Annotated in this window: 20 protein-coding genes; 7 read left to right on the top strand and 13 right to left on the bottom strand. The window is 70.2% G+C overall.

Going from position 1 to position 21,941, the window contains the following annotated elements; genetic code table 11:
• Positions 1-583 (bottom strand): UbiX family flavin prenyltransferase (locus tag JW592_RS31030; protein ID WP_209268609.1); only part of this gene is annotated, 583 nt, incomplete at its 3' end.
• A 100-nt stretch (positions 584-683) separates the two neighbouring features.
• On the opposite strand from JW592_RS31030, the gene JW592_RS31025 reads away from it, so the two are divergent.
• Both JW592_RS31025 and JW592_RS31020 read left to right on the top strand, forming a co-directional pair.
• Positions 684-1,841: a hypothetical protein gene (locus JW592_RS31025; RefSeq protein ID WP_209268602.1), complete on the top strand. Its 1,158-nt coding sequence runs from the start codon at positions 684-686 to the stop codon at positions 1,839-1,841.
• A 111-nt stretch (positions 1,842-1,952) separates the two neighbouring features.
• Positions 1,953-2,558: a rhomboid family intramembrane serine protease gene (locus JW592_RS31020; protein WP_209268601.1), complete on the top strand. Its 606-nt coding sequence runs from the start codon at positions 1,953-1,955 to the stop codon at positions 2,556-2,558.
• Positions 2,559-2,585: 27 nt separating this feature from the next.
• Here JW592_RS31020 and JW592_RS31015 read toward each other — a convergent pair whose 3' ends face one another.
• From JW592_RS31015 to JW592_RS31005, 3 genes are all read right to left on the bottom strand, one after another.
• Positions 2,586-3,167 (bottom strand): Uma2 family endonuclease, encoded by a 582-nt coding sequence (locus tag JW592_RS31015; protein WP_209268600.1) that lies wholly within the window; start codon positions 3,165-3,167, stop codon positions 2,586-2,588.
• Between the two features lie 44 nt (positions 3,168-3,211).
• Positions 3,212-4,132 carry a menaquinone biosynthesis prenyltransferase MqnP gene (gene mqnP, locus JW592_RS31010; RefSeq protein ID WP_209268599.1) on the bottom strand — a complete coding sequence of 307 codons (921 nt, stop codon included), beginning with the start codon at positions 4,130-4,132 and terminating at the stop codon, positions 3,212-3,214.
• 201 nt (positions 4,133-4,333) lie between these two features.
• On the bottom strand, positions 4,334-5,785 hold the full coding sequence (locus tag JW592_RS31005; RefSeq protein ID WP_209268598.1) for a menaquinone biosynthesis decarboxylase: 1,452 nt from the start codon (positions 5,783-5,785) through the stop codon (positions 4,334-4,336).
• 146 nt (positions 5,786-5,931) lie between these two features.
• On the opposite strand from JW592_RS31005, the gene JW592_RS31000 reads away from it, so the two are divergent.
• Entirely contained in the window at positions 5,932-6,354 is a 423-nt protein-coding gene (locus JW592_RS31000; protein WP_209268608.1) for a PLD nuclease N-terminal domain-containing protein, read from the top strand.
• A gap of 72 nt (positions 6,355-6,426) precedes the next feature.
• Here the strand turns inward: JW592_RS31000 and JW592_RS30995 are convergent, their stop codons facing one another.
• From JW592_RS30995 to hemL, 7 genes are all read right to left on the bottom strand, one after another.
• A complete protein-coding gene (locus tag JW592_RS30995) occupies positions 6,427-7,035 on the bottom strand; it encodes an SRPBCC family protein (protein ID WP_209268597.1) in 609 nt (202 codons plus the stop codon).
• A 61-nt stretch (positions 7,036-7,096) separates the two neighbouring features.
• Positions 7,097-8,215, bottom strand: a complete 1,119-nt coding sequence (gene ccsB / locus JW592_RS30990) for a c-type cytochrome biogenesis protein CcsB (RefSeq protein WP_209268596.1) — start codon at positions 8,213-8,215, stop codon at positions 7,097-7,099.
• Positions 8,212-9,945: a cytochrome c biogenesis protein ResB gene (gene resB, locus JW592_RS30985; RefSeq protein WP_209268595.1), complete on the bottom strand. Its 1,734-nt coding sequence runs from the start codon at positions 9,943-9,945 to the stop codon at positions 8,212-8,214. Before resB ends, ccsB begins: the two co-directional genes overlap by 4 nt.
• Positions 9,946-9,948: 3 nt before the next feature.
• Positions 9,949-10,734, bottom strand: coding sequence for a cytochrome c biogenesis CcdA family protein (locus JW592_RS30980; RefSeq protein WP_209268594.1), 786 nt, complete (start codon positions 10,732-10,734; stop codon positions 9,949-9,951).
• Between the two features lie 7 nt (positions 10,735-10,741).
• Positions 10,742-11,344, bottom strand: a complete 603-nt coding sequence (locus tag JW592_RS30975; protein ID WP_209268593.1) for a TlpA family protein disulfide reductase — start codon at positions 11,342-11,344, stop codon at positions 10,742-10,744.
• Positions 11,345-11,437: 93 nt separating this feature from the next.
• Entirely contained in the window at positions 11,438-12,130 is a 693-nt protein-coding gene (locus JW592_RS30970; RefSeq protein ID WP_209268607.1) for a histidine phosphatase family protein, read from the bottom strand.
• A gap of 32 nt (positions 12,131-12,162) precedes the next feature.
• Entirely contained in the window at positions 12,163-13,491 is a 1,329-nt protein-coding gene (hemL, locus tag JW592_RS30965; RefSeq protein ID WP_209268592.1) for a glutamate-1-semialdehyde 2,1-aminomutase, read from the bottom strand.
• Between the two features lie 136 nt (positions 13,492-13,627).
• Between hemL and JW592_RS33075 the strand changes: the two genes are divergently transcribed.
• On the top strand, positions 13,628-14,371 hold the full coding sequence (locus JW592_RS33075) for a hypothetical protein (protein WP_229377140.1): 744 nt from the start codon (positions 13,628-13,630) through the stop codon (positions 14,369-14,371).
• Between the two features lie 101 nt (positions 14,372-14,472).
• Here JW592_RS33075 and JW592_RS30955 read toward each other — a convergent pair whose 3' ends face one another.
• On the bottom strand, positions 14,473-16,230 hold the full coding sequence (locus JW592_RS30955) for a BCCT family transporter (protein WP_209268591.1): 1,758 nt from the start codon (positions 16,228-16,230) through the stop codon (positions 14,473-14,475).
• 449 nt (positions 16,231-16,679) lie between these two features.
• Between JW592_RS30955 and JW592_RS30950 the strand changes: the two genes are divergently transcribed.
• From JW592_RS30950 to JW592_RS30940, 3 genes are all read left to right on the top strand, one after another.
• Positions 16,680-17,576: a hypothetical protein gene (locus JW592_RS30950; RefSeq protein WP_209268590.1), complete on the top strand. Its 897-nt coding sequence runs from the start codon at positions 16,680-16,682 to the stop codon at positions 17,574-17,576.
• Positions 17,577-17,809: 233 nt separating this feature from the next.
• Complete coding sequence (locus JW592_RS30945; RefSeq protein WP_209268589.1) at positions 17,810-18,526, top strand: DUF3558 family protein; 717 nt, start codon at positions 17,810-17,812, stop codon at positions 18,524-18,526.
• 154 nt (positions 18,527-18,680) lie between these two features.
• Positions 18,681-20,048 (top strand): DUF2637 domain-containing protein, encoded by a 1,368-nt coding sequence (locus JW592_RS30940; RefSeq protein ID WP_307805608.1) that lies wholly within the window; start codon positions 18,681-18,683, stop codon positions 20,046-20,048.
• Positions 20,049-20,099: 51 nt separating this feature from the next.
• Here JW592_RS30940 and lysS read toward each other — a convergent pair whose 3' ends face one another.
• Positions 20,100-21,839 (bottom strand): lysine--tRNA ligase, encoded by a 1,740-nt coding sequence (gene lysS / locus JW592_RS30935; protein WP_209268588.1) that lies wholly within the window; start codon positions 21,837-21,839, stop codon positions 20,100-20,102.
• Positions 21,840-21,941 lie beyond the last annotated feature (102 nt).

The following is a 21,941-nucleotide window of genomic DNA, read 5'->3' as shown; positions in this document are numbered from 1 at the left end:
GCGCCCGCCCCGCCACGAAGTCCACCAGGTCCTGGATGTGCCGGGCACCCGCGTAGAAGGCGGGTGACGCCGGCAGCACCACGGCGCCCGCCTCGTCCAGGGTCACCAGGTGGCGCAGCGTCTGACCGCCCAGCGGGGTCTCCCGCAGGGCCACGACGAGCGGGCGGCGCTCCTTGAGCGTCACGCTCGCGGCGCGCTGCAGCAGGTCCTTCGAGAGCCCCAGCGCCACCCCGGCCACACACGCCGTGCTGGCCGGGACGATCAGCATGCCCTTGACCGGGTAGGAGCCGGAGGACGGCCCCGCCGCCAGGTCGCCCGGGGACCAGTGGCGCACCCGGGCCGGATCGGCGTCGAACGCGTCCGGGCTGCCGTCGGCGCCGCGGGCCAGCCAGCGGCGCAGGTCCTCCTCGGCGTGGGCGTCGCGGAAGGGATGGCCGGTCTCGTCCAGGACCGTCAGCCGCGACGCGCGGCTCACGATCAGGTCGATGTCCTCACCCGCCTCGAGGAGCGCCCGGATGACCGCCGCAGCGTAGGGCGTCCCCGAAGCGCCGGAGACCCCGACGACCCAGGGGACGCGTGCCATGTCACTCACACCACCGACCCTACGTGCCTCCCTCGGAAGCGGCCGCGGGCCGCGCCCACTCCATGCGTGCGTAGGCGCGAGGACGCGTACGCTCTGGGGCATGCGTGTCCTGAGCCCGAGCCACACCACAGCGGCGGCAACTTGCGCGGCGGTACTGGCCGTCGCCGTCACCGGATGCTCCATGGCCGAGAAGGTGACCACCGGGCTCAAGGTGAAGCACGCCTTCGAGAAGCTGGGCGAGCAGCCCTCGGCTTCCGTACTGGTCTCGGTGGACGGAGACCGGGCCGAGGCCGAGAAGTTCCTGCGTGCGGCGGGCGCCGGGGACAACGCCTCGACCCGGCAGGCCGCCCGGCTCCTCACCCGGGGCGAACTCACCTTCGCCGTCGGCTCGGACCGCGAGGAGACCCCGCTCAAGGAGCTGAGCCGCTCCGAGCGCCTCCGGTTCGCGGCCGCCGTCAACTTCGGCGGCAGGGACGTGCTGGCCGCCAAGTCGGTCGAGGAGAAGCTCTACGTCCGGATGAACCTGCGCTCCCTCGTCGCACAGACGGGCGGCTCCGAGGCGGAGCGGCACCGTGCCCGCCGCATCGTCTCCGTCGCCAAGGACCTGCCCGCGTCGCTGGGTTCGGCCAGGGACGCGCTCAACGGCAAGTGGGTGGAGATCGACCCGGAGGCGTTCGACGACTTCGCACGCGCCGCCCGGGAGATCACAGCGGAGGAGAAGAAGGACGAGCGGAAGACCGGGTACGGACGGCACCACAAGACCGGCTCCGAGCAGGGCGACGAGGCCAGCAAGCGCCTCAGCCGCGCGACGGCCGCGGGCCGCGCGCTCAACGGGGAGTCCGAGCGGGAGTTCCTGGAGGGCCTGGAGAAGACCCTCGGCGAGCACGCCCGGTTCCGCAAGGCGGGCGAGTACGGCGGCGCCGAGCATGTGACGGTCTCCATGCCGGCGCGGCGCGCGGCGCCCGACCTGTCCGAGGCCCTGGAGGCGCTGGGTGCCCGGCTCGACCCCGCGAAGGTGCCCGACAAGACCGTCAGCGCCGACCTGCAGATCCGGCGTGGCCAGCTCACCGGCCTCACCCTCGACCTCGGGCAGTTCCTCAGCGGCGAACAGGCCGAGAAGGTGCACCTCCCGCTGCGGATGGCATTCGGCGGCGGCGACGCGGTCACCGTCCAGGCACCCGACGGGGTGCGCGAGCTCAAGCCGCAGGATCTGCTGGCCGCTGTGATGTACGGCGCACTGGGCACGGGCGGCATCTGAGGCCATTCTGGGAGACTGGAAAGGGCACGGGAACCGTCGGCGTACCGTGCGCCGTTGTAGAGCGTGACGAGGCATGTCCTGCGGGGAACGCTCCTCGCGAGGGAGGCGGGTATGGCGAAGGGCTCGGACGGCTCGGGCGGTGTCAAGGCGATGGCGGCCGGAAAGCTGATCGTCGGCTGGGTGGCGCTGCTGTGGGTCCTGGAGGCCGTGGACCAGACCTCGGGCAACGCGCTGGACACCTTCGGCATCCAGCCACGCCGCGTGGACGAGCTGGTGGATGTGATCCCCAGCGCCTTCATGCACTTCGGCTTCGAGCACCTGATAGCCAACACGCTGCCGCTGCTGATCCTCGGTTTTCTGGCAGCACTGCGCGGGGTGGGGCGCTTCCTCGCCGTCGCCGCGATCATCATCGTGGCGAGCGGCCTCGGCGTCTGGCTGGTCGCCCCGGAGAACAGCAACACCGCCGGCGCCTCCGGGCTGATCTTCGGCCTCTTCGGCTATCTGCTGGCCCGCGGCTTCGTCGACCGCCGCATCACCGATGTGGCACTCGGCACGGTCGTCGCCGTCTTCTACGGCTCCATCCTGTGGGGCGTCCTGCCCACCGACTCCGGCGTCTCCTGGCAGGGCCACCTCTTCGGCCTGATAGGCGGCATCCTGGCCGCCCGCCTCACCGCCGAACCCCGCGCCCTGAACGAGGGCAAGCCGGCCTGGCACTGACCCCTCCGGGGGTTCACCGACCGGGCCTCACCTGTCCGGGCCCGGGACGCGCGTCTCCCGGTCGACGGGCAACTCGTCCGTCTCGATCCGCACCTCGCCGATCTCCATGGCGAGCTCGACGGGCTTGCCGTACGGGATCACGTCCCGGCCGCGGTAGCCGTCCGGCCCGGGGTGCCACATCATCGTGCACTCGGCGCGGTAGGGGTCGAAGATCAGGTAGTGCTGGATGCCGCGCTGTGCGTACAGCTTGTCCTTGACGACGTAGTCGTGGCGGACGCTGCTGGGTGAGACGACCTCGACGGCCAGCTCGATCAGGTCCGGAGAGTACGCGCTGAGGTTGCGGTCGGCCTCGGCGCGGGGGACGACAGCGATGTCGGGGCAGAGTTCGTCCAGGTCGCTGAAAGGGAAAGTGACGTCTGAGATGCATGCCCACTCTTCCCCGAGCTGCGCTTCCAGGCTGTTCTCCAGCAGCCGGATCGTCCTGCCGTCAAACGGTCTGACCGGACTCATCATGATGTTGCCCCCCACGATCTCCGTCCGGTAGCCAGGAAACTTGTCTTCCAGACGGCTGAGCTGCGAGTGCAGGCGGTCGGTCTCCGAGATCGTCACGGCTCTCTCCCTTCCCTGCTCCCGCTGGTAGAGGGGCAGGCTACTCAGACCCCCAGGCCGCGGACCGTCAGGTCGAGGAGGGCGCACACGAAGAGGGCAATCCCGATGAAGCTGTTGACCTGGAAGAAGGCGCGGTTGAGGCGGGAGAGGTCGTGGGGCCTGACGATGGTGTGCTCGTAGACGAAGGCCACCGCGACGATCAGCAGGCCGAGCCAGTAGAAGGCGCCCGCGTCGGTGAGGACGCCGAAGGCCGCCAGCAGGGCCGTGGTGACCAGGTGGGCGGCGCGGGTGGCGTGGATGGCCGCGGCGGTGCCGAACCGGGCGGGTACGGACTTGACGCCGTTCGCGCGGTCGGCCGCCACGTCCTGGCAGGCGTAGATCAGATCGAAGCCGCCGATCCAGACGCCCACGGCCAGCCCGAGGAGCACGGCGTGCCACGACCAGGCGCCGGTGACCGCGATCCACGCGCCGGTGGGCCCGATCGCCTGGGCGAGCCCGAGGATGGCGTGCGGGTAGTTGGTGAAGCGCTTCCCGTACGGATAGACCACCATCGGGAGCACCGCCAGCGGCGCCAGGGCGAGGCAGAGCGGGTTGAGCAGCGCGGCGGCGCCCAGGAAGACCACGAGCGCTACGACTGCGCCGGTCCAGGCCGTACGGACGGACACCGCACCGGTCACCAGCTCCCGGCCCGCCGTGCGGGGGTTGCGGGCGTCGATCTCCCGGTCGATGATCCGGTTGGCGGCCATCGCGAACGTCCGCATCCCCACCATGGCCACCGTCACCAGGAACAGCTGCCACCAGTGGACGCTGCCGCTGTCGCGGTACATCGCGGTGAGCGCGGCGATATAGGCGAACGGCAGTGCGAACACCGAGTGCTCGATCACGACGAGCCGGAGGAAGGCCCGTACGCGGCCGATGTCCGCCCCCGGGCCGGGCCCGAGCACCCCTTCAGCAGCGCTGGTCACAGCAGTTCTCCGTTCGCTTCTCCGCCCGCGCGGCAGCCAGCAGGCATCGACGTCATCCGCGGCCCGGCAGCCGCACGTGCGACGCTCACAGCAGTTCTCCGTTCGCTTCTCCGCCCGCGCGGCAGCCAGCAGGCATCGACGTCATCCGCGGCCCGGCAGCCGCACGTGCTCCCCCAGCCTCCGGCCGGGGGTACCCCCAGCTCACAGCCCGTACTCCTTCCAGCGGCGGCTCACCAGATCGGCCACCGCGGGGTCCGGCTCGATCATCTCCGGCCAGCCGCCGTCGCGGGTGTACCCCTCCTCGGGCAGCTTGCGCGTGGCGTCGATGCCCGCCTTGCCTCCCCAGAACTGCTGGTAGGAAGCGTGGTCGAGGTGGTCGACGGGCCCCTCCACCACGGACAGGTCGCGCGCGTAGTCCACATTGCCCAGCGCCCGCCAGGACACCTCGTGCAGATTCCGCACATCGCAGTCCTTGTCCACGATGACGATGAGCTTGGTCAGCGACATCATGTGCGCCCCCCAGATCGCGTGCATCACCTTCTGCGCGTGCTTGGGGTACCGCTTGTCGATGGAGACAATCGCGCAATTGTGGAAGCCGCCCGACTCCGGCAGGTGGTAGTCGACGATGTCCGGCACGATGACCTTCAGCAGCGGCAGGAAGAACCGCTCGGTGGCCCGCCCCAGCGGCCCGTCCTCGGTCGGCGGCCGGCCCACCACGATGGACTGGAGCAGCGGCCGCCTGCGCGTCGTCACGCAGTCGATGGTCAGCGCGGGGAAGGGCTCCTGCGGCGTGTAGAAGCCGGTGTGGTCGCCGAACGGGCCCTCCGGCCGCATCTCGCCCGGCTCCAGCCAGCCCTCCAGCACGACCTCCGCCGCGGCGGGCACCTGCAGCGGGACCGTCTTGCAGTCGACCATCTCGACGCGCTTGCCCTGCAGGAAGCCCGCCAGCAGATACTCGTCGATGTCGGCGGGCAGCGGCGCCGTGGAGGCGTACGTGACCGCAGGCGGGCAGCCGAAGGCGATGGCGACGGGCAGCTTCTCGCCGCGTCGCGCCGCCACCTGGTAGTGGTTGCGGCTGTCCTTGTGGATCTGCCAGTGCATACCGATCGTGCGGCGGTCGTGCCGCTGCAGCCTGTAGAGGCCCAGATTCCGCACCCCGGTGTCGGGGTCCTTGGTGTGGGTGAGGCCCAGGTTGAAGAAGGAGCCGCCGTCCTGGGGCCAGGTGAACAGCGCGGGCAGCCGGTCCAGGTCCACCTCGTCACCCCGCCGGACGACCTCCTGCACCGGCGCGTCCTTGACCTTCTTCGGCGGGACGTGCGTCATCGCGCCGAGCTTCCCGAACGCCTCCCGGAAGCCGACGAAGCCCTGCGGCAGCTCGGGCTTGAGCAGACCGCCGATCTTCTCGCTGATCTCGTCGTACGAGGAGAGGCCGAGGGCCTTGAGGAGGCGGCGGTCGGTGCCGTAGACGTTCATGGCCAAGGGCATGTCCGAGCCCTTGACGTTCTCGAACAGCAGCGCGGGGCCGCCCGCCTTGTTCACCCGGTCGACGAGCTCCCCGACCTCCAGGTGCGGATCGACCTCGGCCTTGACGCGTACGAGGTCACGGTCACGCTCCAGCGCCCGCAGGAGCGAGCGGAGATCGTCGTATGCCATACGCCTCAGTATCCTCCCTGATGTCCACGGCCTGAGCGCCGGGGGTTTGGCCGGGACCATTACCCTTGCCCTGTGGAGACCCGCGAGCCGGGCCCCCACCCCGCATCCGTCCGGCGGCATCTCGCACTCAGGGGGCGTTCCGCGTGATCATCAGGCTCCTGCCCTTTCTCCTGATCCTCGCCCTGTGGATCTACGCCTTCATCGACTGCCTCAACACGCCCGAGAACGAGGTGCGCAAGCTGCCCAAGGTGGTGTGGGTCATCATCATCCTGCTGTTCGGGCAGGTGCTGCTGGGGCCGATCGCCTGGTTCGTGGTGGGGCGGCCACGGCGGAACGCGCCCTATGGCGCGGTTCGTCCCGATGAGCGCAGGTGGGTGGCGCCGGACGACAACCCGGACTTCCTCAAGTCCTTGGGCGAGCCCTCTGCGGGGAGCAAGCCGACGAATGGGGCGGAGCCGGCACGTGGGGCGGAGCCGGCACATGAGGAGGAGCCGCCACGCGCGGAGCCGCCACGCGCGGACCGCACGGATGAAGAGCTCCGCAATCAGCGGGACGGCGACGAGGGCTGAGCCTCTCGTCTTCGCGGGTCACGTCCTTTTGGTCGCCGCGAAGAGAAGAGAAGTCCGCGGCGGGAAACGTCCTCAGCTCGAAGTGAGGGCGTACTCGGCGCGGAGTTCCGCGAAGCGGGCCGGGGTCCAGGTGGACCAGTCCGTCGGGCGGCCCCGCAGTTCCTCGCCCAGCAGTTCGAAGTGCTGGTGCCAGTCGGCGAGGGCCGCCGGGAGCGATTGGACGTCCCCCGTGAAGTCGTTGCGGAACCGCACCCGCGTCCGGTCGTCGTCGAGCGAGCCCCGCAGGGTGAACCCGAAGGAGCCGCGTCCGTCGACCGTGTACTCGGCGAGCCTGCGGCGCGACCAGGCGGTGATCCGCCCAGGCGTCGCCAGTCCCTCCGCCGAGGCGGCGCCGCCCCCGTCCGGGGAGCCCGCAGCGCCGCCCCCGTCCGGGAAGCCTTCATGACCGCGGTTCAGCCAGCGCAGCGTCACGGCTCCGCCGGGGCCCGGCTCGAACGGGTCGGCGGCGGCCAGCCACCCCCGCAGCCCGGCGGGGGTGGCGACGGCTGCCCAGACGCTCTCCAGCGGGTGCGGGAACGCCAGCTCGAAGCCGATCGTGTGCGCCGCACCGTCCACGCTGCTGCGGACGGTGCCGTACGGGATGTCGTAGGAGACGGTCTGCGGCTGGCTCTCGGTGCTCATGGCTCCGCCTTCGTCGCTCGCCCGCGTTCCCGGTGGGCGTCTCCCGCATACCGGTGGCGTCTCAGACGCCCGCGTACGAGTGCTTGCCGTTGAAGAAGATGTTGACGCCGTAGTAATTGAACAGGAAGCAGGCGAAGGCGAGAAGTGCGAGGTATGCCGCCTTACGGCCCTTCCAGCCCGCTGTGGCGCGCGCGTGCAGGTAGCAAGCGTAGGCGACCCAGGTGATGAACGACCAGACCTCCTTGGGGTCCCAGCCCCAGTAGCGGCCCCAGGCGTCACCGGCCCAGATGGCGCCCGCGACGATGGTGAAGGTCCAGAAGGGGAAGACGGTCGCGTTGATCCGGTAGGCGAACTTGTCGAGCGAGGCGGCCGAGGGCAGCCGCTCCATGATCGAGGTGCGCAGCTTGCCGGGCTTGCGGCCGGCCAGCAGGTGCGACTCGTAGGCGTCGCGGAACAGGTAGAGCGCCGAGCCGACGAAGCCGAGGTAGAGCAGCGCGCCGCAGATGATGGCCAGCGAGACGTGAATCCACAGCCAGTACGAGTGCAGCGCGGGGACGAGCTGGTCGCTGTCGGTGTACAGGACGGTGACGGCCAGGCCGAGGTCCAGCAGGACGGTGGTGACCAGCGGCAGCCCGATCCAGCGGATGCTCTTCTTGGCGAGCAGGAAGCCCAGGTAGGCGCCGACGGCCACCATCGAGAAGGCCGTCGAGAACTCGTACATGTTGCCCCAGGGGGCACGCTGCACGGACAGCGAGCGGGTCAGCACCCCGGCGAAGTGCAGCAGGAACGCCAGCACCGTGAGCGAGACGGCGATCCGCCCGTACATGTCGCCCTGCTCGTCACCGGCAGCGGCGCCCGGACCGTCGGGCAGGTCGCCACGCCGTCCGGCGCTGGAGCGGGTGACGATCTTGGGCGGGGCCGGCTTCTCCAGGACGGCCGTACCGCCGCCCTCCTTCTTGACCTGCACGGAGACGCCGGACCCTGGCGCCGGGACGGCCTCTTCCGCCGTCGGCTGCTTCGTCAGCGCCGCGGCGGTGCGGCCCACCTTGCTGCGGGAGCCGAACGTCCATTCGGCGATATAGGCGAAGAATGCCAGCACATAGACGGCCATCGCCGAGTAGATCAGGTAGTTGCTGATCTGGGCGAGCTGCTCGTTGGGATCGGCTGCGAGGAGATTCACTGGCCTGCTCCTTCGGGGGCTTCAGCAGGATCGGCGGTGTCCGCGGGATCGGAGGTCTGCGCGGGGGCCGCCGTGGCGACAGGTGCCGCGTCTTGCATCTCGGTGGCGAGGGAGGCGAGTTCGTCGGGCAGGCGGGCCGACTCGCTGCGGCCGAGCCCCGCCATCTCGACGACCGTACGCCCGTCGTCCGCCGCGTAGGCCCGCACCCACACCCTGCGGCGCTGGATGAACAGGGAGCCCGCGAGCCCGCCGATGGCGGCCAGCGCGCCACCCAGCGCCCAGTCGTTGCCGACCTGGTGGGACACCTGGAAGTTGGCCCACTGCTTGACGCCGTCGAAGTGGAGGCTGCCGGCCCCGTTCGGGAGGGTCATGGTGTCGCCGGGGGTGAGCTTCTTGGCGAAGGGGTCGCCGTCCTTGTCCTTGAACTTGGTCATGTTCTCGGTGTTCAGCTGGTACACGTTCTGCGCCGGCCCGCCGTCGACGCCCAGGTTGCCGTGGTAGGCGGTCAGGAACATCGCCGGGTTCTTCAGGCTGGGCGACTGGGAGAACATGGTGCCGCTGCCCGGCTGGAAGTCGGGCACGAAGAAGCCCTGGAAGCCGAGCTGGTCCTTGCGGCCCTTGGCGTTCACATAGTCGGTGACCTTCACCACGCCGCTGGAGGTCTGGTTGTTGTCCTGCTGCAGGAAGGGCACAGGACCGCGGTAGGCGATGTTGCCCTTGCCGTCCTTGACGGTGACCTGGGGCGCGTAGCCGTTGGCGATCAGGTACACCTTCGAAGAGCCGATCTCCAGCGGGTGGTTCACCCTGATCGTGGCGTTCTTCTCCTTGCCGCTCGCCCCCTCGCTGTAGGCGACGTCGGCGCGGTAGTCACGCGGAGTGCCCTTGTTGGGGCCGCTCTCCTCGTAGGTGGCGTGGAACTTCTTCAGCCGGAAGGCGAACGGGTCGAGCATGTCGGCGGTGAACAGCGAGCCCGACTGGAAGTCGTCGTACTGGGTCAGGACGTTGGAGAAACCGTCGCCCTGCACGATCAGCTTGCGGCCCTCGGACTTGAACAGCTGCCCGGAGGCGAAGGCCAGCAGCAGCACGATCAGCGCGATGTGGAAGAGGAGGTTGCCCACCTCGCGCAGATAGCCCTTCTCGGAGGCGACCGCGTCCGTCCGGCTGCCGCCGTCACCGTCCTGGTGCGTACGGAACCGCCGGCGCTTCAGCAGCGAGCGCGCGGCCCCCAGCACCTGCTCGGGGTCGGCTTCGGTGCGCCAGGTCGTATAGACCGGCATCCTCTCCAGCCGGCGCGGGGCGCGCGGCGGACGGGAGCGGAGCTGGCCGACGAACTGCCAGGTGCGCGGGACGATGCAGCCGATCAGCGAGATGAACAGCAGAATGTAGATCGCCGAGAACCAGACCGACGTGTAGACGTCGAAGAGCTGGAGCTTGTCGTAGATCGGGGCGAGGGTGGTGTGCTCCTCGCGGAACCGCTCCACCTTCAGGGCGTCGACGGGCGTCTGGGGGATGACCGAACCGGGAATGGCACCCAGCGACAGCAGGAAGAGCAGGATCAGCGCCACCCGCATCGAGGTGAGCTGCCGCCAGAACCAGCGCGCCCAGCCCAGCGGGCCCAGCGACGGAACGTTCAGCTTGTCCTCGCCGGGGGCCGTCGACAGCTGGGCCGTGGCCTCGCGCTCGCCTGCGGCCTCGGTCGCCCTGTCGGCGTCGGCCTCGGTCGTGCTCATGGATCAGATCCCCACCGTGAAGTCGGACGACCAGACCGTGATCTCGTAGACGATCCGGTCCCAGATGCCTGTGACGAGCAGCACGCCGACCGCGACGAGCATCCCGCCGCCGATCCGCATCACCCACGCGTAGTGCTGCTTCACCCAGCCGAAGGCGCCCAGCGCCCGCCGGAAGGCGATCGCCGCGACGACGAACGGAACCCCCAGGCCCAGGCAGTAGGCCACCGTCAGCAGCGCGCCCCGTCCGGCGCTCGCCTGGTTCGAGGAGAGCGTGAGGACGGCGGCCAGCGTCGGGCCGATGCACGGCGTCCAGCCGACGCCGAAGAGCACCCCGAGCATCGGCGCGCCCGCCAGCCCTATCGCGGGCCGCTTGTGAATCCGCAGCTCACGCTGGGTGAACCGGGTCAGCGGCCCCAGCGCGCCCATGAAGGCCAGCCCCAGCAGTATCGTCAGGCTCCCCATCACCCGGGAGATCAGATCCCGGTTCTCCTGCAGCGTGGCGCCGAAGCCGCCGAACAGCGCGCCGCCGGAGACGAAGACGGCTGTGAAACCGAGCACGAACAAGCCGGCGCCCAGGAACATCCGGCCGCGCCGCGCCTCGGCCAGATCCGTGCCGCTGACCCCGGTGACGTAGGAGAGGTAGCCGGGCACCAGCGGCAGCACACACGGCGAGAAGAAGGAGACCAGTCCACCGAGGAGCGCGATGGGCAGAGCCAGCAGCAGGGCACCGTTGAGAACGGTGCCGTTCACTCCCGTTGCCGCCAGGGAGGTCGCCGCGAGGGAGTTCATGAGCCGGTCACTTCGCGTCGACCAGAGGTGCGAGCGCCGAGCGCAGTTCCTTCTCGCTCAGCGGCTTGAGGGCTCGCACCGCGACCTTGCCCTCCCGGTCCAGGATCAGCGTGGAGGGGATGGCCTGGGGCGAGAGGGTGTTCTTCGGGAACTTGAGGATGAGCTTGCCGCTGGGGTCGTAGAAGCTCGGGTAGCCGACCTTGTAGTTCCGCTCGAACGCCTTCGCGTTGGCCTTGTCCAGGTCACGGGTGTTGATACCGAGGAACTGGACGCCCTTGTCCTCGGTGTCCCGGGCGACCTTGGCGAGGTTGGGCGCCTCGGCGCGGCAGGGGCTGCACCACGAGCCCCATACGTTCAGCACGACGACCTTGCCCTTGTAGTCGGAAAGATCGAGCTTCTTCCCGTCGACCGACGGACCCGACAGATCCGGCACCGAGGAACGCTTGCCCTCGGCGACCTTGGTGATGTCGCCCGTGCCCTGCACGAACTTGGTGTCGCCGGAGGACGAACCGGCCTGCTGGCCGCCACAGGCGGACAGCAGCAGCGCAGCGGCGGCGACCCCGGCGGCCAGCAGGGGGGTGCGGCGGCGGGAGGCGCGGGTCTGGCTCATGTGAAAAGTTTCGCATGCCCCGTTCGAGGATCTTCCGCCCCCTCCCCCTCCCCAGGGGGCCCCCAGGGCGGGGACGGGTGGGCACAAGCGTTGCTAGGCGCCGGCCGAGGGGCGCTTCGCGCCGGGGCGCAGATGTTCCGGCACCAGATCGCCGGCCGGTTCCGCATAGCCGACGGCAACGATGCGGTCGCCGAGAAAGGTGAAGCTCGTCAGCGAGGCGAGCGAGCACTGGCGGCGGCGCGGATCGTGCCAGAGCCTGCGCCGCTCGACGAAGCTGCGCAGTATCCAGACAGGCAGCTGGTGGCTGACGCAGACGGCCTCGTGCCCGTACGCCGCGTCCTTGGCGCTCTCGAGCGCCCCCCGCATCCGTACGACCTGGTCGATGTACGGCTCGCCCCAGGAGGGGCGGAAGGGGTTGCGCAGGTGGCGCCAGTTCTCCGGCCTGCGCAGTGCACCGTCTCCGACGCCGAAGGTCTTGCCCTGAAAGACGTTCCCGGCCTCGATGAGCCGCTCGTCGGTGTCCACGTCGAGCCCGTGGAGCTTGGCGATCGGCGCCGCCGTCTCCTGCGCGCGCTCCAGCGGGGAGGCGACGACGTGGGTGATGTCGCGCCCCTCCAGGTGCTCGGCGACCCGGTCGGCCATCCGGCGGCCGAGGTCGGAGAGGTGGTATCCGGCCAGGCGTCCGTAGAGGATGCCCTCGGGGTTGTCGACCTCGCCGTGCCGCATCACATGGACGACGGTGACCGTCTTGTCCCCGGCACCGGTCGCCTCGGCTTCCTCGCTCATATCGGCTCTCTCACTCGCTTCGGCTCTCTCGCTCATGCGGGCACCGCCTCCGCCGCGGCACGGGCGGCCGCGGGAAGCGCGGCGGCGATGCGTTCGATGGCCTGCTCGCCGTGCGCGGCGGAGACGAACCACGCCTCGAATCCGGAGGGCGGCAGGTAGATGCCCTGGGAGAGCATCGAGTGGAAGAACGCGGTGAAGCGGAAGGACTCCTGCCGCTTGGCCGCCGCGTAGTCGGTGACGCCCTCGTCACCGAAGTCCCCGAAGAAGACGGAGAACATGCTGCCCGCCGTCTGCACGGTGTGCGCCACGCCCTCCTTGGCCAGCGCCTCGGTGGCCAGCTGCCGCACCTGGCGGGCCGCGGCGTCCACCACGGCGTGCGCGGCGAAGTCGTCGGCGGCCAGCAGCCGCAGCTGGGCCAGGCCGGCGGCGGTGGCGACCGGGTTCCCGGACAGCGTGCCCGCCTGGTAGACGGGCCCGGCCGGGGCCAGGTGGTCCATGACGTCCTTGCGGCCACCGAAAGCGGCCGCCGGGAAGCCGCCGCCCATCACCTTCCCGAACGTCATCAGATCGGGGGTCACACCGTCGATGCCGTACCAGCCGCGGGCGCTCGCGCGGAAGCCGGTCATCACCTCGTCGGAGACGAACAGCGCGCCGTCGGCCCGGCACAGGTCCTTCAGCCCCTGGTTGAAGCCGTCCTTCGGCGGGACGATGCCCATGTTGCCCGGCGACGCCTCGGTGATCACACAGGCGATCTCGCGGGGGTGCGCGGCGAACGCCTCACGGACCGCGTCCAGATCGTTATACGGCAGCACGATCGTGTCGCCCGCCTGCGCTCCGGTGACCCCCGGGGTGTCCGGCAGGCCGAGGGTGGCGACCCCGGAACCGGCCGAGGCGAGCAGCGCGTCGACGTGTCCGTGGTAGCAGCCGGCGAACTTGACGACTTTGGAACGGCCGGTGAAACCGCGCGCCAGCCGGATCGCCGACATGGTGGCCTCGGTGCCGGAGGAGACGAGTCGTACCTGCTCAACGGGGTCGATACGGCGCACGATCTCCTCCGCGAGCGCCACCTCGTCCTCGACGGGCGTACCGAAGGAGGTGCCGCGTTCGACGGCCCGGCGCACGGCGTCGGTCACCTCGGGGTGCGCGTGCCCGAGGATCATCGGCCCCCAGGAGCAGACAAGGTCGACGTACTCCCTGCCGTCCGCGTCCGTGAGGTAGGGACCGGACCCTGACACCATGAACCGGGGCGTACCGCCCACGCTGTGGAAGGCGCGGACCGGCGAGTTCACGCCTCCCGGCGTCACGGCGGCGGCGCGGTCGAAGAGCGACTGCGATACTGGGGCGCTGTACGAGTAAGTCACGAAAGCCATGGTGTCAGAGCCCCGTGTGCGGGGGCCTGGGGGCGTTTCACACTCCGCGGGACGGGGAGGTCTCTGACACGATGATCGGGCTGCACGGGGACGGCCGTGCGGCCCGGATGAGCAGTCGGGTGGTGACATGCATCGCGGTGGCGGACTGGGAGAGGGGCCCGGCCCCTCGGAGACTGGCCCGGAGCGAGCCCAGGGGCGCCACAGGCGCACTGCGGCCGAGAGCGGAACCACGGCGGGGAGCGGCGCGAACAGCGGTGCGGCGGACGGGGGATCGGCGGGCGGCGGAACCGCGGGCGGCCACGCGCCGTCCGAGAGCGGCACGGCGGGCGGCGCCACGAGCGGCAGCACCACGAGCGGCAGCGGCATCGTGCGGGGCAGCGGCCTCGCGGGCATCGGGAGCACGGCGAAGACCAGGAGCGGCAGGGGTGGCGGCCGAGTGGGGGTGACCTACAAGTACTTCGGGGCACCGGACGGTGCCACGGCCGCACGCGTACCCATCTCGATGCGTCCCGAGGAACTGGGCGGGGACGAGCTGGGTCAGGGCATGTTCACCAAGATCAAGCCCGAGACGATGGCGGCGATGGTGCTGACGGGTATCGAGGGCATACCGCTGCACCGGGTTCCGCCCCTCGAACTCGTCGTCCTGCACCCGGACTACGCGGTGGTCAAGCTCCCGATGACGGTCGTGGACCCGCTCCGCGGTATCGGCGAGGAGTCGGTGGGCGCGGCCGCCTTCATCTGGTCCACGGTCCCCGACCGCGCGGGACCGCAGGACGCCTTCAACGTCTACCAGCTGCTGCACCGCTGGCAGGACTTCTCCGACCGCCTCCACGAGGCCGGCCACCAGGCGTACTGCCTGGTGTGGCCGTAGCGCCGTACCGTTCGGTCCGCCCGCAGCGCTCGCGCCGCCCCACACGAGGCGTCCCGCCGCCCGCAGGCAACCGGCGGGACGCCCTGCTGTGGATCGGAGTGTCAGTCCTTCCGCGCCTCCGGCTCCCCTTCCGCCGCCGCTGCGGCGTCGCCGACGGCCTGCGCGACCTCCGCGTCCAGTACCTCGGCGTCCAGCTTGGGCGCTTCGGGGTCGACCGGGCCGATACGGAACTCGAACTCGCCGCCGTACTGCTCGTGTGCCGCGACGACCGCGCTGCCCACGGCCTCCTCGCCCCGCTCGGTGAGGATGATCAGCGGGTCCCGGCGCAGGTCCTTGGTCAGTGCGAAGCACAGCCCGACCATCACGATCGTGAACGGCACCGCCACCAGGATCGTGAGGTTCTTCAGACCTTCCAGCGCCTCGTCGCCACCGCCGCCGATCATCAGCATGATCGCGCCCACCCCGCCGGTGAGGACGCCCCAGGTGATGACGACTCCCCGGCTGGGCTCCAGCGTGCCCTTCTGCGAGAGCGTGCCCATCACGATCGAGGCGGCGTCGGCGCCGGAGACGAAGAAGATGCCGACCAGGATCATCACGATCAGCCCGGTGAACCCGGCGATCGGGTACTCGTTCAGCACGTTGAACAGCTGGGCCTCCTGGGTGGTGCCCAGCTTCGCCCCGTCGGCCTGCAGCTTCATGGCCGTACCGCCGAAGATCGAGAACCAGATGAGGCTCACGACGCTGGGCACCATGATCACCCCGCCGACGAACTGGCGGATGGTGCGGCCCCGGCTGATGCGGGCGATGAACATGCCGACGAAGGGCGTCCAGGAGATCCACCACGCCCAGTAGAAGACCGTCCAGCTGGAGAGCCAGTCGGCGACGCCCTTGCCGCTGCTGGAGTCGGTGCGGCCGATCATCTGCGGCAGGTCGCCCAGGTAGCTGCCCAGGGAGGTGGGCACCATGTTGAGCATCAGGACCGTGGGGCCGACGACGAAGAGAAAGACCACCAGCAGCCCGGCCAGCACCATGTTGATGTTGGACAGCCACTGGATGCCCTTCTCCACGCCGGAGACGGCCGAGGCCACGAACGCCACCGTCAGCACGGCGATGATGGTGACCAGCACCCCGGTGCTCACCTTGCTCGCCCAGCCGGCCTCCTCCATGCCGCTGCCGATCTGCAGCGCGCCCAGGCCCAGCGAGGCTGCGGACCCGAAGAGCGTCGCGAAGATCGCCAGGATGTCGATGACCTTGCCGATCCAGCCGCTGGCCGCCTTCTCACCGATGAGCGGGGTGAAGACGGCGCTGATCGTCTGGCGCCGCCCGCGGCGGAAGCAGCTGTAGGCGATGGCCAGGCCCACGACCGCGTAGATCGCCCAGGGGTGCAGCGTCCAGTGGAAGAGGGTGGTGGCCAGCGAGGTCTCCATGCGGGCCGCGTCGTTGCCCGGGTTCGTACCGGGCGGAGGCTCGGCGAAGTGGCTCAGCGGCTCGCTCACGCCGTAGAACATCAGGCCGATGCCCATGCCCGCGCTGAACATCATCGCGATCCAGGACACCGTTCTGAACTCCGGCTCCTCCCCCTCCTTGCCGAGGGTGATCCTTCCGTAGCGGCTGAAGGCCAGCCACAGGGAGAAGAGCACAAAACCGGTGGCTGCCAGCACGAAGGCCCAGCCGCCGTTGTGCATCGTCCAGCTCAGCATGTCCGACGAGACATCGCCCAGGGAGTCGGTGGCAACCGCTCCCCAGACGACGAAGGCGAAAGTGAGGAGCGCCGTGACGCCGAACACCACTCGGTCGGTCTGCGGATGACCGCCCGCTCCCCCGAAGGAGGCAGCCGCCTCCTCTTTCTGCTGCTTCACGATTGTCAGTGACCCCTTCCTCTGACGAGTACATGAGGCTCCGATGGATACGGGGCCGCTACCCCGACCGGGGGAAAGTAGTCGGCTCAAACCTGCTGTCCGAGCGGTGGCCGTTCGGACCAAATGGCCTGCGTGGCTTGGCCGTTGACCCGCGTGTCGGCCGGTGTCGCCGCCGCGCGGACGACGGAGCGAACGAAACGCACCAAAGGAGAGCCGACGGCAACCGGGGCGGGCGAGGGAAGAGACGACGGCAAGCCGACGGCGCACAGAAAATTTGACAAAAGGAAAAAACCTGACTTCGCGCATCATAGAGGCCGGGCGACCGGACGTCCGAGCGACGGGTGCGGTAGACATGTCCCATCGCCCCCTCGGCGGAACGCTGTGCGGGCGCATCCGAGGCCGGGCGACCCGGACGCCCCTATGGACGACCCCGAACGAGGAGGCCAGCCGTGCCGCGGAGGGCAATCAGGTATGCGACGCGCGGGACACTCGCGTCGTACGCGACCACGACCGCGCTGGCCCTCGCGCTCGCCGGAACCCTCACCGCCTGCACCGGGTCCTCCGGGGCCGACGACGGCGGGGACGGCAAACCCGGCAGTGCTTCGGCCTCCCCCTCGGCGGCTGCGCCCGGCAAGTACGACACCCTCCCCGAACCGTGCGGCACGGTGGCCGTCAGCCAGCTCCGCGAGATGCTGCCGGGCGCCGCCGCGGCCGAGGACGGCGACACCCCGGCGCCCAGCGACAGCGCCAGCCCCTTCGAAGGCGAGGCGAGCGTCACCTACGACACCGACCGGCGGGTGGGCTGCAGCTGGAAGAGCGCGACCACGCTCAGCACCCGCCATCTGTCGGTGGACTTCGAGCGGGTGGTCTCCTACAAGCCGACCGTGAGCGACGACGAGCAGGCCGAGCGACTGTTCGCCAAGAAGGCGCGCAAGGCCGGGATCGCCGTCGGCCCCGCCTCCGCCCAGTCGGCCGGGGAGACACCCGACGGCCACGCGTCGCCGACCGACAAGAAGGGCGGCTCGGACGGCGCGGGCGGCGAGGACGGCTCAGACGAACCGGGGGACGCCCCTGAGGACAGCTCCTCCCCCACCCCGGACGAGGACCTGACCCCCCGTGCTCTGGACGACATCGGTGACGCCGCCTACATCGACGACACCCTGCACACCGCGGACTCCGGACTGCACCGGGACATCACCCTGGTCTTCCGGACGGCCAATGTGATCGCCACCGTCGAGTACGACCAGTGGGTGACCGACAAACACCGGATTCCGGACAGCAAGGAACTTCAGGACAAGGCGCGCGAGCTCGCCGAGCAGCTCGAAGGGCAGTTCGAGGAGGACTGACCCCTCCGCGCCCCGGCACCAAGAGGACCTGGCCCACCTATGACCGGTACCACCTACAACCGGTTTCGCCTGTGGCCAGTCCCACCTGTGGCCAGTCCCACCTGTGGGCAGTCCCACGCTGTGGAAGGTGCCACGAATCGCCCACACCGCCCCAGGCGCCGCGTACCGTTCCGTCAGCACCGCGGCCACTTCGGCTCGGCAGAACTGGTGAAGATCCCGGAAGCGAAGGAACCATGCACCGTAACGCCCCGCGCAACGCCCCTCGACGGAGCAAGACCGTCAGGAACTCGCTCGCCTGTGCGGCAGTGGCGCTCCCCGTCCTGCTGGTCGCCGGCTGCTCCTCCGACTCGGACAAGGACAAGGGGTCCGACACCCCCTCGGCCTCCGCGAGCAAGTCCCCCACCGTGGCGCCCGCGAAATACAAGGAGCTCCCCGACTCCTGCAAGACCCTCACGAAGAAGGTCGTGAAGGACCTGGTGCCGGGGACGGACAACGCCTCCGGCAAGCGCGTCGGCTCGGGCGACACCAACGACTCCAACAGCTGCCTGTGGAGCGGCCTGGACAAGTACGACTACCGGCAGCTCACGCTCTCCCTCAAGCGCTTCGACTCGGACCCGGCGATCGGCTCCGGCGACAAGCGCGCCGCCGACTACGTCAAGCAGCAGGTCGAGGAGAAGACCGGCAACAAGGACAACAAGGGCATCAAGCAGTCCCCGGTCTCCGGCATCGGCGAAGAGGCGGTCTCCGTCGGGTACGAGACCAAGAAGAAGGACGCCAAGGGCAAGTCCGAGGAGTACCGCGCCGAGCGCCTGATCGCCCGCACCGCGAACGTGGTGATCACCGTCGACTACGAGGGCGCCGGCTTCGAGGACGCCGAGAAGCCCAGCGCCAAGGATGTGGAGAAGCAGGCGGAGAAGGCGGCCGAGGAAGCGGCCAAGCACCTCAAGTAGCCGCCACCCCTCCCCCGCGGCACCGGTACCGCAGCCGCACCCGGCACCGCACGGAGCCCGGCCCTCCCGCCCGGGACCGGGCTCCGTGCGCGTCAGCGCCCGCAACATGTGCCAGGCTGGGCCCGCCAGTTTCCGAGGGTGGGGGACAACTCCTGTGCAGGGCGTACAACTGACCCGAATACACCGCATACTCATCGCCGTGGTGGTGGCCGGTGCCATGGTGATCGCGGCGATCGGTTTCGCCGGCTCGTATGCGGCGGTCCGTGAGCTGGCCGAGCGGAAAGGTTTCGGCGCTTTCGCTCCGTTCTTTCCGATCGGGGTGGACGCGGGCATCGTCGTGCTGCTGGCGCTGGATCTGCTGCTGACGTGGATCCGGATTCCGTTTCCGCTGCTGCGGCAGACCGCCTGGCTGCTGACGGCCGCCACGATCGCCTTCAACGGCGCCGCCGCCTGGCCCGACCCGCTGGGGGTGGGGATGCACGCGGTGATCCCGGTGCTGTTCGTGGTCACCGTGGAGGCCGCCCGGCACGCGACCGGACGCGTGGCCGCCATCACCGCCGACAAGCACATGGAGGGCGTACGCCTCTCCCGCTGGCTGCTGGCCTTCCCCTCCACCTTCCGCCTGTGGCGGCGGATGAAACTGTGGGAGCTGCGCAACTACGACGAGGTCATCCGCATGGAACAGGACCGCCTCGTCTACGAGACCCGACTGCGCGCCCGCTACGGCCGCTCCTGGCGACGCAAAGCCCCCGTCGAAGCCCTCATGCCCCTCAAACTCACCCGCTACGGCATACCCCTGCGCCAGACAGCACCTCGGGCAACAACGCTGCCGGAGCCGGAACCGGTGCCCTTGACGGAGCCGGACGCCCTACCCGACCGGGCGCCCGTCCCCGCCCCCTCCTTGGACGACGCCTCCAGCCACGAACTGGCCCGGCGGGACACCGGCCCCGGGACGGGCGAGGAGCCGGCCCACCAGCACCTGCCGGCACCCGGACCGGCAACGGAGGCGGAACCAGAAGCGGCCCCGGAAGCGGCCCCGGAAGCGGAAACCGTACCGAGCCCGGAGCCCCCTCCTGAGCCGACAGCGGAACCGGAACCGGAGCCGGCCGCGACAGAGTTCCCCGTCCCCGTGGCCCCCGGCCGCTACCGCACTCTCACCGTCCCCGCCCCGCCCCGCGAGCAGGAGCTCTTCGTCGAGCCCGCCCCGCTCCAGCAGGAGCCGGAGCCCGAGCCTGAGCCCGACCAGGAACCGGAACCCGGCCACACCCAGGCACCGGACCTCGGTGACGAGCCCGTCGGTATCCCCGACGGGGTCCCGCGGGAGGAGTTCTACTTCTCGGCGTACCGCCAGTACGTCGCCGCACACGGCCAGTTCCCCACGGCACGCCAGCTCTCCCGCGACCTCTACGAGGGCCACGGGATCACCACGGCGGACGGCAGTCTGCTGAGCGAGACCTATCTCGGCGGCTACATGCGCGAGTTCCGGGACCGCTACAACACGGAGATGGGCCTCGCGGGCTGACCAGGGCACCCGGCAAGGGGCACCGCCCCAGCCCGGCGGCCCGACGCGGCGTCAGCCGCCCAGCAGCTTCCGCACCCGGTCCGCGCCGACAGCCAACAGCAGGGTGGGCAGCCGGGGCCCGGTCTCGCGGCCGACCAGCAGCCGGTAGACCAGCGCGAAGAAGCTCCGCTGCGCGGCCTTCATCTCCGCCGTCGGCTTCGCATCCGGCGCGAAGCCGGCCCGCACCTTCGGCACGCCGTACACCAGCGAGGTCAGCCCCTCCAGCGACCAGTGCTCGTCCAGCCCGTCCAGCAGGAGCCGCAGCGACTCGCGCTGCTCCTCGTCGAGCGAGGCCAGCAACTCGTCGTCGGGCTCCTCGCGGACGCGGGTGCGCTGGTCGGCCGGGACCTGGGTGTTGATCCAGCGATGGGCGCGGTCCAGCCGGGGGCGCACCTCGTCCAGCGAGTGCACCGGGTGCTCGGGGTCCAGCTCGCTGAGGATGCGCAGGGTCTGCTCCTCGTGGCCGCCGGTGATGTCGGTGACCGAGGCCAGCGTGCGGTACGGCAGCGGGCGCGGCGTGATCGTCAGCGGGCCCAGCGCGGTGGACGAGGCGCGGGTGTGCGCGGCGATGTCGGCGGGCTGCGCGGAGCCGTCGGCGATCTTGCGGCCGAGCGCGTCCCACTCGTCGTAGGTGCGCTGGATCTCCTGGTCGAAGGCGACCTTGAAGGACTGGTTCGGCTTGCGGCGGGCGTACATCCAGCGCAGCAGCGGCGCCTCCATGATCTGCAGCGCGTCGGCCGGGGTGGGCACGCCGCCCTTGGAGGAGGACATCTTGGCCATACCGCTGATGCCCACGAAGGCGTACATCGGGCCGATGGGCTGCTCGGCGCCGAAGATCTCCTTGACCAGCTGCCCGCCGACCACGAACGAAGAGCCCGGCGACTGGTGGTCGACGCCGGACGGCTCGAAGACCACGCCCTCGTAGGCCCAGCGCATCGGCCAGTCGACCTTCCACACCAGCTTGCCGTGGTCGAAGGTGCGCAGCTGAACCGTCTCGCTGTGCCCGCACCGGCAGGTGTAGGACAGCTCGGTGGTCTCGTCGTCGTACGCGGTGACGGTGGTCAGATCGCGTCCACAGACCGTGCAGTAGGGCTTGTACGGGTAGTAGGCCGAGCCGGCGCCCGTGCCGGAGCCGTCGTCCTCGGCGGCGGCGCCCGAACCCTCGGCGGCCTGCACCTCCGCCTCATCGGCCGGCTTCTGCTGCTGCTTCTTGCCGCCCTTCGTGCCCTTCTCCAGCGTCCGGTAGCGGTCGAGCACGGCGTCGATCCGGGCCCGCTCGCGCATCGCGAAGAGGATCTGCTCCCGGTAGGCGCCCGAGGTGTACTGCTCGGTCTGGCTGATGCCCCGGTACTGCACGCCCAGTTCCAGCAGGGACGCCTCCATGGCGGCCCTGAAGTGCTCGGCCCAGCTGGCGTACGGGCTGCCGGGGGGCGCGGGCACGGAGGTCAGCGGGCGGCCGATGTGCTCGTTCCAGGTCTCGTCCACGCCCTCGACACCGGCCGGGACCTTGCGGAACCTGTCGTAGTCGTCCCAGGACAGGATGTGCTCGCACGCGACGCCCCGGCGCTTGATCTCGTCGGCGACCAGGTGCGGCACCATCACCTCGCGCAGGTTGCCCAGGTGGATCGGGCCGGATGGGCTGAGGCCGGACGCGCAGACGACTGCTTTACCGGGCGCGCGGCGCTCCGCTTCGGCGATGACCTCATCGGCGATACGGGAGACCCAGTCGGCCTCATGAGTGGTCTGAGCCACGGTCCGGCACTTCCTTCTCGTCGCGTGCTTGCAAGCCTGCGGCCCCATTGTCCCACCCGTGCCTCGGCGACTGCCCCACCCGTATACGCGAGGCGGCGGCGC

The organism is Streptomyces spirodelae, assembly GCF_017676385.1.
Classification (GTDB): Bacteria; Actinomycetota; Actinomycetes; order Streptomycetales; family Streptomycetaceae; genus Streptomyces; species Streptomyces spirodelae.
The sequence above is the reverse complement of the archived record's forward strand: the minus strand, read 5'-3'. Positions and strand labels throughout refer to the sequence as shown.